This is a genomic window from Brevibacillus sp. NPDC058079 (genome assembly GCF_042885155.1).
Taxonomy (GTDB): domain Bacteria; phylum Bacillota; class Bacilli; order Brevibacillales; family Brevibacillaceae; genus Brevibacillus.
In genome coordinates, this window is sequence record NZ_JBHVSO010000002.1 from 328,514 (window position 1) to 340,850 (window position 12,337).

Here is a 12,337-nt window from a genome sequence, read left to right on the forward strand (position 1 = left end):
CAACCTCGTGAGGTTGTTTTTAAAGGTGACTGCTTATTTGCGACCGTCCAAAAACTCGTGAACGAGCTCGTCGGAGATGAACTCTTCCAGTGCCAAACCTACAAACTTTTTGGATTTGGGTCTCACTACTTGAACTTCGCTGTTTTCGCGAAGCTGACGCGCACGCTTGGATGCTACTGTCACCAGGATGTACTTGCTCTCCGCTTTTTCAGTCAATTCGTCAATAGATGGATACAACATAATTCTATTCAACCTCCTGTAACCATTTGCTATATTTGTGAACCTGACGTTCTTTTTTCAGATGTTCCGCTGTAATAATCGCTTGAATTCGATCGCAAGCCGATTCGATGACGTCATTGACGACTACATAATCGTAGTGGTCCATGAGCTCGATTTCAGCACGCGCCACTTCCATACGCTTGCGAATGATCTCCTGTGATTCTGTCCCGCGACCCACGATCCGGTTTTCCAGTTCGTTTAAATCAGGCGGAGCCAGGAACAAGAATGTACCTTGCGGGAAGCGCTCTTTTACTTGAAGAGCACCCTGAACTTCGATCTCAAGAATGACATCGCGCCCCTCACTTAGCATATCGTCCACGAAATGACGAGGTGTTCCGTAGTAATTTCCTACGTATTCTGCCCATTCCAGAAGAGCATCTTCTTCAATCATCTGCTTGAACTCTTCCTGGCTTTTAAAAAAGTAATTAACTCCTTCCACCTCTCCAGGACGCGGCTGGCGTGTGGTAGCCGAAACAGAATACACCAGATCAGGCATCACTTCACGAAGCGCCTTGCATACTGTTCCTTTTCCCACACCAGCTGGTCCGGAAAGAACCAAAAGGAGACCACGATCAACCATACTCATTGTTTACACTCCTACTTTATTCGTCCGATTCGTCATCCTTCGTAGTCAAGCGCTGTGCCACTGTTTCTGGCTGTACCGCTGACAAAATCACGTGATCGCTGTCTGTAATAATTACCGCACGTGTACGTCTCCCATAGGTAGCGTCCACAAGCATGTTGCGATCACGCGCTTCCTGGATGATCCGTTTGATAGGAGCGGACTCCGGACTTACAATTGAAATAATGCGGTTGGCATTGACGATGTTGCCAAAACCGATATTGATTAGCTTGATTGCCATGACGGCCCAGCCCATCCTTTCATGCTACTCGACATTCTGTATTTGCTCCCGCATCTTCTCCAGTTCTGTCTTGATCTCGACAGCCAGATGCTGAATACGCAAATGATTCGCTTTGGAAGCAATCGTATTGGCTTCCCGATTCATTTCTTGGAGCAGAAAATCCAGTTTTCGACCAATTGCTTCTTCTTTGCCTAATTGAACAGCAAACTGTTGGCAATGACTATCTAAACGGGTCAACTCTTCACTAATATCACTTTTATCAGCGAAAAAGGCAACCTCTTGCGCTACACGAGCAGGGTCCAATTCAAAAGGTGTCGAACCGGCCCACTCACTTACGCGCTGCTCAAGTCGGCCCTTGTAATCTTCCCTACAAAGTGGGGCCAACTGGGAGATCTCCCGCGTCCATGTGTTGACGGCAGTCAGGCGACTCGCTAGATCAGCGTGCAGCAGATTACCCTCGGTCTCTTTCATCGAAACGAGATCCATTGCTGCGCCCCTGACTAGGTCTTGGAGCCACTCTGCCAGCTCCTCCACATTGTCCTCTGACTCTTTGTTATGTATCACGCCAGGAAAGTGTAGCAGATCCTTGACGGTTAAAGGCGTCTCTAGCGAAAAACGCTGAGTCATCTCGCGGGAAATGGAGACTAGCTGTTCAGCTACATCCCAGTCAATGTCCATAACCGTAGCAGAAGAATTTTTCCCTTCCACTGAGACAGTGACATCGACACGCCCTCTTCTGACATACTGTGCGACCAGCTTACGAATCGAATCCTCAAGCATATTCCATGCTTTGGGCAGGCGCACGACAATCTCAGAAAAGCGGTGATTCACTGCACGAATCTCGACTGTTGCTCGAATGGAACCTTTGCTATCTTCTTTTCTACCGTAACCAGTCATGCTTCGAATCACAAGTTTTCACTTCCATTAGACGCAAAATCGTTAATTTATTATAGGAGACAACTCTTGGCAGTGTCAACCGAAGCAACCCCACCACGATGAGATTCCTCCTTGCTCTGACTTATGCTACACTGTGACTGGCAGCTCTCTATCTATTATTCTAGCCATTTTTTTGATCTGAGGTGACTTTTGTGGCATTTGATGGCGTAGTAACCCGCTCCGTAGCGAGGGAATTACATAAACTGGTAGGAGGACGCATCTCGAAAATCCACCAGCCCCACCATAGTGATATTGTTATGCAAGTACGGACACAAGGAGAAACGGTAAAGTTCCTCCTGTCTGCAAACCCGACCTATCCCCGCTTGCACATCACGACAGAAGAATTCACGAATCCGCTGGAAGCTCCGATGTTTTGCATGCTATTGCGCAAGCATTGTGAAGGCGGCGTAATTGAATCTGTCCAGCAAATCGGGATGGAGCGAATCATTCACATCGACGTACGCACCCGAGATGAGCTGGGTGACACGGCTGTCCGCCGAATTATTGTAGAGATCATGGGCAAGCACAGTAACATCATCCTCATCGATCCTGCAACCGGAATGATTTTGGATAGCGCCATGCATGTGACGCTCGCCATTAGCCAGTACAGACAAGTTACGCCTGGCAGACCTTATGTCTCTCCTCCGAGCCAAGATAAACGCGACCCTCTCACTGTAACCGAGCAAGCATTTATTTCTTCCCTCGACTGGAACGGCGGCCGTTTGGACAAGCAAATCGTAGATGGCTACACCGGGATTAGCCCCTTATTGGCAAAAGAAATTTTGCACAGAGCTGGCCTCGCGAATCGTGAAACACTGTGGGCAGCCTTTTCACAGGTGATGAAGGCAATCAACGCTCATGAATATTTGCCATCCATTATAGAGGCAAATGGCAAAGCGTATTTTCACGTCGTTGAGCTGACTCATCTCTCAAATGGGGTTACCACCCCCTATCCTTCCGCTCAAGAATGCTTGCAGGCATTTTACGAAGGAAAGGCGTTCCGTGACACTGTCAAGCAGCGTGCGCACGATTTAATTCGTTTCGTCACCTCTGAGCGCAATAAAAATGAAAAGAAAATCGAGAAGCTCGAGCAAACTCTGCAAGATGCGCATGAGGCAGATCAGTTCCGCCTGTACGGTGAATTGATGACCGCCAATATGCACCAAATGAAGCGAGGAGATCGCGAGCTCGTCACAGTCAACTGGTATGACGAAGCGGGAGGTACCATCACAATTCCTCTCGATCCGTTGAAGACCCCATCGGAAAATTTGCAGTCGTATTACAAGCGGTATAACAAGGCCAAAAACAGCCTTTCCATCGTAAGTGAGCAGATTGAGCAAGCACAGGCAGAACTCTTGTACTTGGACGGCGTATTAGTTCAACTAGAACATGCCACCTTAAAAGATGCCGAAGAAATTCGCGAGGAGCTCGTTGAGCAAGGCTACATGCGTGATCGTAAAAAACGCGGTCCGCGCAAGAAAAAAGATACCCGACCAGAGCTTGATACGTACTTTTCTTCGGACGGCATTGAAATTTTGGTCGGTAAAAACAATAAGCAAAATGAATACTTGACCAACAAGCTCGCATCGTCGCAAGAAACATGGTTGCACACCAAGGATATCCCTGGATCCCATGTAGTCATTCGCGCTCGTGAATTTTCGGATGAAACGTTGCTTGAAGCAGCAAATCTGGCGGCTTATTTCAGTCGTGCCAAAGAAGGAAGTCAAATTCCCGTAGATTACACGCTCGTCAAGCATGTAAAAAAACCGAGCGGGGCCAAGCCTGGCTATGTGATCTACGAGCAGCAACGAACGCTTTATGTGACACCCAATGAAGCACTGATCCGCCGATTAAAATCAAACACCTCTTCTACGAATAGTGCGACTACCTAAGTTCATACTAAGGGCATGAAAGGTGGTGTTCGCTCTTTGAACATCGTTCTCAAGCTCTTGTTTAACGGAATCATTGCCATTCCAGGGCTTTGGTGGTCGGGAACGTCCCTTATGTTTGCAGTGCTCGCAAGCGTGATTGTCAGTTTATTGGGTTATGTACTGGATTTGACAATCCTTCCGCGTACGAACAATACGTTTGCGAGCTCCGCTGATTTCTTGTTCGTGTTTGCCTCCTTGTGGCTTGGCTGTTACTTGTTTGGTCAGACCATATCCTTATCTGGTTTGTTGTTGACGGCATTTGCCATTACGGTGGTCGAATACTTTTTCCATGGTTACTTACAACGGCACGGAGTCCATCATTCCAAACATCCGGGCTGAAGCATCATTTCTAATTTGGAAGGAGGATCAGGATGAACGTCATTGGCATCATCCAGACCGATCTTAACGAATTCAACGTGCTGTTTGAGCAGCAAGGCGGACAGGGCGGGCAAGGCGGAAACGGACAAGGACAGCAATCACACGGCAGCGGACAAAACAACCAACAAGATCAAGACAGCGACTCGATGTTTCTCAGCTTTCTTGATGAGCAGCCGAGTTCAAATGAAAACAGCGGGCAAGGGAACAGCCAAGGTGGGCAACAGCAAAATGGAGGCGGCCCGCAAGAACTGACCGTCCGCATTAAAGGAATTCCTGAGGGACAAAAAGCAAACTTCCTGCAAATGTATCAAATTCTTCAAGACGCCCAAGACTCCCAAACACTTGAAAAGGACCTGACCATTGTCGATCACGGGGACCAAGACCAGGGCTCCCAAAAACAAGGGCAGGGTCACGGCTCGGGCAAACAAAACAAAACCACCCATTAAACAAGCTACAAAAACAAAAACCACCTGGAAGCAGATTCCAAGTGGTTTTTTGTGCTATTGGCAATTCATTGCATTCATAAACGGCCAAGTCCCCGCTCTGCCGTTGACCTCATGTTTCTATAACCTGCGCTCACACAGGTGGGCGACCCTTCTGCACTTCAGCCTTCCCATGCATCCAAAAAGGAGGTGGGCCTGACATCCATCACAGTTTCCGTCTCCCGAAAAACACGTATAAGGTTAGAAACATTTACGGCCTATCGTACATCGCAGGATCTTGATATCCCTACTTTATCACAGAATGGTCCTTTGCTCAACGGATAAAGTTCCCTTTGGACTTTTATCTCATCCCTTCTTCACGAAGGATACACATTTTAACGGAATCGTAATCTAAACAACTCCCAAGAATAGTTCCACTCCAATTTCGACAACCTAGAGAGGAAAACGAATGAAGGGAAGGAAAAACATGCAATTTCGAACAAATATGCTGACAACCTGCTTACTCGCCATGAGCTTGACTGCTGTATCATTCCCCGCCATCATTCCGCCCGCAGCAGCTAGCACACATTCTCATCCTGTTGGAGAAGACAAGGGACAATACGAGAATGAATCGTTTCGGAATATTGCGATCACCAAAACAGGTGAAGGACAATATACGATTAAGGGTGAAGCACGCGTGAACGAAGCCAACGTACGATTCGTCGTGACGGACGGAGACAAGACATTGGCAAATAGCTTTGTGACAGCTAGCATGGGCGCTCCTGACTGGGGAAGCTTTTCCATCGATCTCAAGCTGGACCCAAGCGCAAAATCACCTGTGCTCTCTTTGTTCGAGGAAAGTGCAGCGACAGGACAGCGCATTCATGAGCTAAACATCCCACTACCAAAATAAACTACTACGTGCGCTTCAGCTTCGCTTGTACAAGCTCCTGAAATTCTGGACTTCCGATTAGGGACGGCTGCTGTTGCTTTTCCCAGGCCAGTGCATATTCTAGGCCGTTTGCCTGGCAGCGTCCCAATCCTTCTTTTGTTACCGCATACGCTTGCTTCGGCAGGCGACGTACCGCAGCAACCAATTTTTCAACCTCACTTTCGACTTGACTATCTTCTACCGCTCGATAGATCAAGCCGATTTCCTCCGCTTTTTTCCCTGTAATCTTTTCTCCCAGCAGTGCGAGACGCTTCGCCCACGCCGTACCAACAAGCCTTGGCATAAGGTATGTCCCTCCAAAATCCGTTGTCAGACCGATCTGGACAAAAGGCTCCTGCAACAGGGCGTCTTCCCTCGCAATGACGAAATCAGCATGCAACGCGAGATTGAGTCCCGCTCCGACGGCTACTCCCTCGATCACTGCAATCACAGGCTTTGGCATTTGATGCAAGTTAGTGATGAAATCATTAATAATCGTCAATGATTGATCAGCGTCACTCTTATCCGTCAGCGCAGTCAACACGCCCAAATCAGCACCGGAGCAAAAGTTCCCCCCCGCTCCCCGCAAAATAAGCACATCGACCTCCTCATCTGCTGAGGCTTTTGCGATAGCGTCCTGCAAAAGGGAAAACATTTCAACCGTCATCGCATTGAGGACGTGTGGCCTGTTGAGTGTAATCGTGCAGATTCCACTAGCTTTTGTTACGATCAATTGCGTTTGATGATCCTGTTCCATCATTTTTCTCACCCTTTCCTATGAAGAAGCAGCAGGAATAACACCCTGCCTTTGCAGCCTGCTCAAATCCTCCTCTGTGAGGTTCAGCTTGCGTTTGAGCAGCTCGTACGTGTAATCGGTGTGCCACGGGGGTGACAATCGCTCCGCCCTGTATCGATGTGCGAAGCTCCCCTCTTGATCGGGCGACTTCTTTTCCAAATAAGGCAGCGTATACGCTATCTCCCTGTTCGCAACGTACGGATTGTCTGCCCAGTTTTCCCAATCTTCAACGGCGGTCAGACAGCAATCCACTTCACTGCCCAGTTCACTCCACTCGGCTTGGGTTCTGGACAAAAACAGTGCTTTCATATCGTCAAACACCTCTGAATGCTCAGCAACGCTAGCTCGATGGCAAAGCTCCCAGTCTGCTCTTCCTACCGCGCGGCAAAAATTAAGCCAGAACTTCTCTTCCAACGCAGCAAGTGCGACATACTGACCGTCTGCTGTCTCAAAGACCTGATACGCCAGCAAACTCCCACTCCCGGTCTCCCGTCCAATCGAGGAGCTGTATAACATGAACAGTGCATGCAGCCCTGTCCAAGAACTAAACAAGTCAGCTGACGAAACATCCAAATAAGCTCCTCGTCCTGTCCGTGCTCGTTGCACAAGCGCCGCGCATATTTGTTCACTAGCATACAACCCGAGTGCATAATCAGATAGCGGAATATCTGCAACGACAGGCTTGCCTTCCAGATCGCGAACCAGTGAGAGAAATCCGCTTACTGCCTGGACATTCAAGTCATGTCCCCCTATTTGGTATAGCTCGCCGCTTTGACCATAGCCCGTCACGGAGCAATAAATGACCGCAGGGTGCATCTCCCACAGGCGATCGTAATCAAGTCCCAAATGTCGCATAACACCTGGTCGATAGCTTTCCACCACGACATCAGCCTGTCTGGCCAGAGCAAACGCGAGCGCTTTTCCCTCATTCGTCCGCAAATTCAAGGAAATACTTTTATGATTGCGATGTGAACGCAGGTAAAACGCTCCCGTCTCTCTAGCTTCAGGATAAGAAGGCCCGGTTAACGGTGAGTGAGCTTTGTCGTGAAACGGTTCCACCTCGATGACCTCTGCCCCCAAATCAGCCAGGCGCATCGTACAAATCGGACCTGGAAGATGGCGAGAAAAATCAACTATCGTCACTCCCGTCAACATGATTTGACTCCCCCTTCACCGACTACACTCTCTTTTAATTCGAGATGAACGACTGTTCACCCTCTTTTTTAATAGAAAATTCAAACAAATATAAAAGCCGTCCCAAGTGGAACGGCTTTTCCAAGAACGGTTATTTTATAAACCGGAGAGTGAGCGGGTACCGGAATTCTTTTCCCTCATTCGCTTTCACCGCAGCGATAATAACGAAGATCGCCCAAAAAATAAAGAGGGCTCCTAATAATAGTGCGCCGATAAAAATGATGATCAACAAACTTGAAATGGCGGCATAAATCGTCACCGAGATGCTAAAATTCAGTGCCTCTTTTCCATGCTGATAAAAAAAGGCTCCTTCTTCACGCTTGATCAACCATACAATTAAAGGTCCTAGTACATTGCCGAACGGAACGATAAAACCAAGGAAGGCGGATAGATGTACGATCATCGCCCACATTCGTTCCTCTTTCCCATTCAGGAATTGCATATCCATACCTCCATTAATCCTTTTCCTCTATTGTACGACAAATTGCGCAAAACTTGCGAAAAAACGAAAAAAGCGCCACCACGGCGCCTTTCTCTATTAATACTTGCTCTCGTGACTTCCACCGTACATGCCGCCGTACCCTCCACCATACCCGCCACCATGAGAGGAGCCGTAACCATCATAGCCGCCGCCAAATTGGCCCCAACCGCCATAGTGGCCTCCACCTCCACAATGTCCGTGTCCACAACTACGACCGTATGGTTTACAATGGGTTTTGTAGTGTGGCTTGTAGAAGCAATGCTTTCTGTACACTTTCTTTTCGCAGCATTTAAAGCATCTGCGACGAGATCTTCTGCATCCGCAACTCATTAACCTCACCCCTTCTTGTTCGTTACATCTACAAGGTATGTAGGTGAAGGCATATCGGCATGGACATAAGTCTATACACTAGTCAAAATCAGCGGATGTCTCGTAGGCTATTCAGAAGTAGGAGTGGTCAATCGCTGGTTGGATCGCGCTTTTTCCGACCAGGTAACTCCGGTACATGAGAGCATACTCATGCATCTAACTTAATGGGTGACGAGCTTGCGCAGCTCATTAATACCGTGGTGGTCAGGAATTTCTTGAAATTCCTTTACTTTTGGCAACGTCAGCAAATGAGGCTTCACCATATAGCCAGGCTTGGAAATATACACGACATCACAAGATGTAATCAAATCAAACACTTCGGCATGGTTCGCTTCTATTGTCCGAATATCCAAATGCGTGATGCCCGCGTTGTAGAGATCATTGATCATCCCCGCACCGCCTCGTATGGTCGCACAGATCAATCCGACTTGCGTATTTCGTGGGTAGGCCTCCATGGCAGGGATTACAGTCGTCGGGTCCGGGATAAAATCAAGGCTAACGATAGGAGGAGCATCCTTCGGAAGTTTCAAGTTAACACAAGGAGGGATAACGATGGCTTTGTACTGCTGCAAAAAATTCGCATCGCATTCTACCTGCTGGGAAAAATCCTCGATGGTTCTCCCTTCGACCATCACACTCGGAAGATGGTACTGCACCAAACGCATATATTCAGTGACCTCCAGCTCTGTGAACCGCAAAAAAAGAACCGGAAACTGATTGATTTCTTGTAACACACAGGAAAGGACGCGCGAGAATTCATCCATGGTATAGCCTATTGCTTTTACTTTATGAATGGTTTCTTTGGCGAGTAAAGCAAGATGGATCGGATTACGTGTCAAGTGCGCGTCACTTGCGCTATTGCTTACAATCGTTCCCCTCCCTTGCCGACAATCAACCAGTCCTTCTTGCTGGAGACGCAAATACACGCTGCGAACGGTGTTGTAATTGACTTTCAGCTGTGCCGCCAACTCCCTAACCGTTGGCAGCTGCTCTTGGGAAGGAAGCTCACCGCTTCGAATCGAGGATGAAATTTGTTGGTATAATTGCTCGTGATAAGATATATTAGATTCCTTTTTCAAGGTCAAAGATAGCATGGATTCACCTCTCCAAAAGTAATGAAAATGATCGTATAGGAATTCAAAATCGATCGTCAATAGAAGGGAAAGCATGAAGCCAGTGTACCGGGTCATACTAATTCAGATGACAATTCCTTAGGAAGAAGGTGCCTTCGTGGGAGAACACAGTCGTTTTCGTGAAGGAGAAAAGTCTCCGAAAAATGCCGTTTACATGGAGATTGGTGAATCCGGCGCAAGTGTGCAGGACCCGATGATCATCGAGCTTTCCAGAGGGGAAAAGTTCCCCGCTACACGAAATAAAAATCGCGTATGGACGCAAAAGTAAGGAATGCAAAAACCAACCTGGCACCATGCACAAGGTTGGTTCTCTTTTTTACTAATTGTCGTCGTCTTCGTTGTCTTCTTCTTCCTCTTCGTCTTCTTCATCACCGCTCAAGTAAATAATGGTGACTCCCAAGCTCTCCAATAACGAAAGGACTTCTTTGTTCAACTCCTGATCCATGAGCAATCCCAGGCTTTCCACGAGCTCGAGCTCTTCCAGTTCTCCCTGTTCAGCATCCTCGATCAGTTCTATGATTTCGGTCATTCGCTTTTTTTCCAATACGGCTACGAGTTCATCTCTTGTCATAAATGGTTTTACACCTCATTTTCTACTCTCTATGCTTTATAATAGTACATAAACGAACGATTGAAAACCAAGCAGTGAGGTGAAGATCACCATGTATCCGCAACCGTATCTGGATTATTTGATCCAGTTTCATGTAGAACGCGATTATTTTGAGTGTCATGAGATTCTCGAGGAGTATTGGAAAAGCGCTCCTCCACATGAGCGAGAGCCAGTGTGGGTTGGCTTGATTCAAATCTCCGTCGCTCTTTATCACCAGAGACGCGGGAATCAGTCAGGTGCAATCAAAATGCTCACAAGCGCCATATCCCTTGTCAAAAGGCATCATCTTGACATCCAAAAGCTTGGGTTGGATAGTGACAGTCTGGCGAGCCTGCTTGAAGAGCGCCTGACGGAAATGCAAACTGGTCAGCCCTATCGAAGCCTGTCCTTGCCCATGTCCGATACTTTGAAACAGGCGTATCAAAAGGCTTGTACGATGCAAAATCACCCTGAACATCGGGATAGTGATATGCAAGACGCCTACTTGCTGAATAAGCATACCCTGAGAGATCGAAGCGACGTTTTGGCAGAACGCCAGCACCAGCTACAAAGGCGCGAAGCACGTCGAATCAACGAGTCGAACTAATCTGCGTACAGCTGCAAATAACCGGCCGGGACAGCATCGCTCAAACAATAGTGTTCTCCCACTCGGTAAAAGCAAATGCCGGCTTCATGGGCCTCCTTTGCATTCACAGTGACGAGGCGCAATGTGTCTGTCGGCTCTCCAATATGCTCCAGTCTATCCGCAAGCTGCACATACTCACTGGCAATCGGCAACAGGCCGCCAGTGAGTACTTGTTTCACTAACTTTCGATGTGTTCCGTAATAAAGAACATCAGGTGGTGCGCTCTCGATGAGCCTGCTTTTTGCAATCGAGGGCAAAAAGCCGTAGGTAACTCGAATAAGTGCTCCACCGTCCCATTCGATACTCCGCTCCGGGTCGAATTCCACGACTTGATGAAGATCTTGCCTGGTTATGTATGCGCACCCTTTCAGCGTATGAAGATAGTCCAGCAACGACTCAACTGGGGTATAACCATACGTGTCATAGTAGAGTTGAAATGCTTCACTGTTTTGCCGAAGTATACTGAGTAATCGCTTGCGAAGTCTCGTTTCTTCATGAATCGCCAGCATCAGTTTCGCCCTCCAATCCGGTCAATAAATCCAGAGAACCACAGCTAGTGCGAGACCCAAATCCGCGAACAAATGACTAAACCAGTTTGGATAAATCGAAGGAAACATCCCTTTCATCCATCCCCAAATCAGCCCTGCACCAAAAACCATCGACGTAATGAGCAAGCCGTTTCGAAAACCAAATAGGATCGTAGAGATAATCAGGTGATACAAGGAATAAAAAAAGCTAGAAAGAAAAATGGACATCAAGATGGATAAGGATGCGCGCAACCGCTGCAATACGAATCCTCGCCAGAACAACTCTTCCAGCAGCGAGTTAATGAAAACGAGGTAGAAGGAAAAAACCAAAATCCAGCGGCGTTCAATCCCCCATGCTTCCATACCTGTTCGAACAGCTTCAGGTCTTCCCGATTCCTGCAGGAGCAACCAAAGCCCAGCCAGCACTCCTGTCAACATAAGAACGCCAAATGCCAGTCCGTATAAAGTACCCTGCCATTCAAAACTTCCCCAGGCCAAAAGCCAGTGCTTTCGCAAATCTCCTTCCCACCATCCGTGAATGACGGGGATACAGATGCAAACAAGCACATGAAAAGAAAAGAACGTGACAATCACGCTATGCTTTTCCACCAATCCGTAAAAGATCGTGAGTGTCGCAGCAAATCCATACACGATCAACAGTAGCAACGTCCGTTTTCGCGCCATTTACGAATAGCTCCTTTTGGGCGTAATGGCCGCAGTATTGCGTTAGTTTGTCCGTTATGAACACGAAGAATACCCACAAAGACAATAAATATACAAGCGTTTGCATGAATGCTATACTTGAGAAATCGCTTTTTATCAAATGAATGGATCGGTTCAAATTTTTACCTATCTAACGAAT

General features: G+C 47.6%; 18 protein-coding genes and 1 other RNA gene. 6 read left to right on the forward strand and 13 right to left on the reverse strand.

Annotated elements, in window-relative coordinates; all coding sequences use genetic code 11:
* Nucleotides 1-33: 33 nt before the first annotated feature.
* Genes rpoZ through ACFVS2_RS08220 form a run of 4 tightly spaced genes read right to left on the reverse strand, consistent with a single transcriptional unit; the run spans nt 34 to nt 2,051 of the window.
* The gene (gene rpoZ, locus ACFVS2_RS08205) at nt 34-240 is read right to left on the reverse strand and encodes a DNA-directed RNA polymerase subunit omega (RefSeq protein ID WP_007728388.1); all 207 of its coding nucleotides are present in this window, start codon (nt 238-240) and stop codon (nt 34-36) included.
* Between the two features lie 4 nt (nt 241-244).
* A complete protein-coding gene (gmk, locus tag ACFVS2_RS08210) occupies nt 245-865 on the reverse strand; it encodes a guanylate kinase (protein ID WP_173617295.1) in 621 nt (206 codons plus the stop codon).
* Nucleotides 866-881: 16 nt separating this feature from the next.
* Nucleotides 882-1,142: an extracellular matrix/biofilm regulator RemA gene (remA, locus tag ACFVS2_RS08215; protein WP_015891999.1), complete on the reverse strand. Its 261-nt coding sequence runs from the start codon at nt 1,140-1,142 to the stop codon at nt 882-884.
* A 24-nt stretch (nt 1,143-1,166) separates the two neighbouring features.
* The gene (locus ACFVS2_RS08220; protein ID WP_390232928.1) at nt 1,167-2,051 is read right to left on the reverse strand and encodes a YicC/YloC family endoribonuclease; all 885 of its coding nucleotides are present in this window, start codon (nt 2,049-2,051) and stop codon (nt 1,167-1,169) included.
* Between the two features lie 179 nt (nt 2,052-2,230).
* Here ACFVS2_RS08220 and ACFVS2_RS08225 point away from each other — a divergent pair, with 179 nt between their 5' ends.
* From ACFVS2_RS08225 to ACFVS2_RS08235, 3 genes are read left to right on the forward strand one after another with little or no spacing between them, the layout of a single operon-like run.
* Nucleotides 2,231-3,970 (forward strand): Rqc2 family fibronectin-binding protein, encoded by a 1,740-nt coding sequence (locus ACFVS2_RS08225; RefSeq protein ID WP_390232930.1) that lies wholly within the window; start codon nt 2,231-2,233, stop codon nt 3,968-3,970.
* 36 nt (nt 3,971-4,006) lie between these two features.
* The gene (locus ACFVS2_RS08230) at nt 4,007-4,348 is read left to right on the forward strand and encodes a DUF2512 family protein (protein ID WP_007728396.1); all 342 of its coding nucleotides are present in this window, start codon (nt 4,007-4,009) and stop codon (nt 4,346-4,348) included.
* A gap of 32 nt (nt 4,349-4,380) precedes the next feature.
* Nucleotides 4,381-4,833 (forward strand): hypothetical protein, encoded by a 453-nt coding sequence (locus tag ACFVS2_RS08235; protein WP_390232932.1) that lies wholly within the window; start codon nt 4,381-4,383, stop codon nt 4,831-4,833.
* 85 nt (nt 4,834-4,918) lie between these two features.
* Here the strand turns inward: ACFVS2_RS08235 and ssrS are convergent.
* Nucleotides 4,919-5,109: non-coding RNA, 6S RNA (gene ssrS, locus ACFVS2_RS08240), on the reverse strand.
* 187 nt (nt 5,110-5,296) lie between these two features.
* Between ssrS and ACFVS2_RS08245 the strand changes: the two genes are divergently transcribed.
* Entirely contained in the window at nt 5,297-5,722 is a 426-nt protein-coding gene (locus ACFVS2_RS08245) for a Gmad2 immunoglobulin-like domain-containing protein (RefSeq protein WP_390232934.1), read from the forward strand.
* A gap of 4 nt (nt 5,723-5,726) precedes the next feature.
* On the opposite strand, the gene ACFVS2_RS08250 is transcribed toward ACFVS2_RS08245, so the two are convergent.
* The 5 genes from ACFVS2_RS08250 to ACFVS2_RS08270 form a co-directional block, all read right to left on the reverse strand.
* Nucleotides 5,727-6,497, reverse strand: coding sequence for an enoyl-CoA hydratase/isomerase family protein (locus tag ACFVS2_RS08250; protein ID WP_390233470.1), 771 nt, complete (start codon nt 6,495-6,497; stop codon nt 5,727-5,729).
* 18 nt (nt 6,498-6,515) lie between these two features.
* On the reverse strand, nt 6,516-7,691 hold the full coding sequence (locus ACFVS2_RS08255) for a CaiB/BaiF CoA transferase family protein (RefSeq protein WP_390232936.1): 1,176 nt from the start codon (nt 7,689-7,691) through the stop codon (nt 6,516-6,518).
* A gap of 130 nt (nt 7,692-7,821) precedes the next feature.
* Nucleotides 7,822-8,172 (reverse strand): DUF4870 domain-containing protein, encoded by a 351-nt coding sequence (locus ACFVS2_RS08260; RefSeq protein ID WP_017249475.1) that lies wholly within the window; start codon nt 8,170-8,172, stop codon nt 7,822-7,824.
* A complete protein-coding gene (locus ACFVS2_RS08265; protein WP_390232938.1) occupies nt 8,160-8,384 on the reverse strand; it encodes a hypothetical protein in 225 nt (74 codons plus the stop codon). Before ACFVS2_RS08265 ends, ACFVS2_RS08260 begins: the two co-directional genes overlap by 13 nt.
* A gap of 357 nt (nt 8,385-8,741) precedes the next feature.
* Entirely contained in the window at nt 8,742-9,674 is a 933-nt protein-coding gene (locus ACFVS2_RS08270) for a GntR family transcriptional regulator (RefSeq protein ID WP_390232940.1), read from the reverse strand.
* A gap of 136 nt (nt 9,675-9,810) precedes the next feature.
* On the opposite strand from ACFVS2_RS08270, the gene ACFVS2_RS08275 reads away from it, so the two are divergent.
* Nucleotides 9,811-9,981, forward strand: a complete 171-nt coding sequence (locus ACFVS2_RS08275) for a YjzC family protein (RefSeq protein WP_007728413.1) — start codon at nt 9,811-9,813, stop codon at nt 9,979-9,981.
* 51 nt (nt 9,982-10,032) lie between these two features.
* Here ACFVS2_RS08275 and ACFVS2_RS08280 read toward each other — a convergent pair whose 3' ends face one another.
* Nucleotides 10,033-10,284, reverse strand: coding sequence for a hypothetical protein (locus ACFVS2_RS08280; protein ID WP_173617287.1), 252 nt, complete (start codon nt 10,282-10,284; stop codon nt 10,033-10,035).
* A gap of 91 nt (nt 10,285-10,375) precedes the next feature.
* On the opposite strand from ACFVS2_RS08280, the gene ACFVS2_RS08285 reads away from it, so the two are divergent.
* Nucleotides 10,376-10,909, forward strand: a complete 534-nt coding sequence (locus ACFVS2_RS08285; protein WP_390232943.1) for a DUF309 domain-containing protein — start codon at nt 10,376-10,378, stop codon at nt 10,907-10,909.
* Here ACFVS2_RS08285 and ACFVS2_RS08290 read toward each other — a convergent pair.
* Nucleotides 10,906-11,457: an RNA 2'-phosphotransferase gene (locus tag ACFVS2_RS08290; protein WP_390232945.1), complete on the reverse strand. Its 552-nt coding sequence runs from the start codon at nt 11,455-11,457 to the stop codon at nt 10,906-10,908. The genes ACFVS2_RS08285 and ACFVS2_RS08290 overlap by 4 nt on opposite strands.
* A gap of 21 nt (nt 11,458-11,478) precedes the next feature.
* Nucleotides 11,479-12,159, reverse strand: coding sequence for a CPBP family intramembrane glutamic endopeptidase (locus tag ACFVS2_RS08295; protein WP_390232946.1), 681 nt, complete (start codon nt 12,157-12,159; stop codon nt 11,479-11,481).
* Nucleotides 12,160-12,337 lie beyond the last annotated feature (178 nt).

Excerpts from the sequence above, each read along its gene's own strand:
- rpoZ (WP_007728388.1), bottom strand. The coding sequence starts at position 240 with ATGTTGTATCCATCTATTGACGAATTGACTGAAAAAGCGGAGAGCAAG.
- gmk (WP_173617295.1), bottom strand. The coding sequence starts at position 865 with ATGAGTATGGTTGATCGTGGTCTCCTTTTGGTTCTTTCCGGACCAGCT.
- remA (WP_015891999.1), bottom strand. The coding sequence starts at position 1,142 with ATGGCAATCAAGCTAATCAATATCGGTTTTGGCAACATCGTCAATGCC.
- ACFVS2_RS08235 (WP_390232932.1), top strand. The coding sequence starts at position 4,381 with ATGAACGTCATTGGCATCATCCAGACCGATCTTAACGAATTCAACGTG.
- ACFVS2_RS08245 (WP_390232934.1), top strand. The coding sequence starts at position 5,297 with ATGCAATTTCGAACAAATATGCTGACAACCTGCTTACTCGCCATGAGC.
- ACFVS2_RS08250 (WP_390233470.1), bottom strand. The coding sequence starts at position 6,497 with ATGGAACAGGATCATCAAACGCAATTGATCGTAACAAAAGCTAGTGGA.
- ACFVS2_RS08255 (WP_390232936.1), bottom strand. The coding sequence starts at position 7,691 with ATGTTGACGGGAGTGACGATAGTTGATTTTTCTCGCCATCTTCCAGGT.
- ACFVS2_RS08260 (WP_017249475.1), bottom strand. The coding sequence starts at position 8,172 with ATGCAATTCCTGAATGGGAAAGAGGAACGAATGTGGGCGATGATCGTA.
- ACFVS2_RS08265 (WP_390232938.1), bottom strand. The coding sequence starts at position 8,384 with ATGGCGGTTGGGGCCAATTTGGCGGCGGCTATGATGGTTACGGCTCCT.
- ACFVS2_RS08270 (WP_390232940.1), bottom strand. The coding sequence starts at position 9,674 with ATGCTATCTTTGACCTTGAAAAAGGAATCTAATATATCTTATCACGAG.
- ACFVS2_RS08280 (WP_173617287.1), bottom strand. The coding sequence starts at position 10,284 with ATGACAAGAGATGAACTCGTAGCCGTATTGGAAAAAAAGCGAATGACC.
- ACFVS2_RS08285 (WP_390232943.1), top strand. The coding sequence starts at position 10,376 with ATGTATCCGCAACCGTATCTGGATTATTTGATCCAGTTTCATGTAGAA.
- ACFVS2_RS08290 (WP_390232945.1), bottom strand. The coding sequence starts at position 11,457 with ATGCTGGCGATTCATGAAGAAACGAGACTTCGCAAGCGATTACTCAGT.
- ACFVS2_RS08295 (WP_390232946.1), bottom strand. The coding sequence starts at position 12,159 with ATGGCGCGAAAACGGACGTTGCTACTGTTGATCGTGTATGGATTTGCT.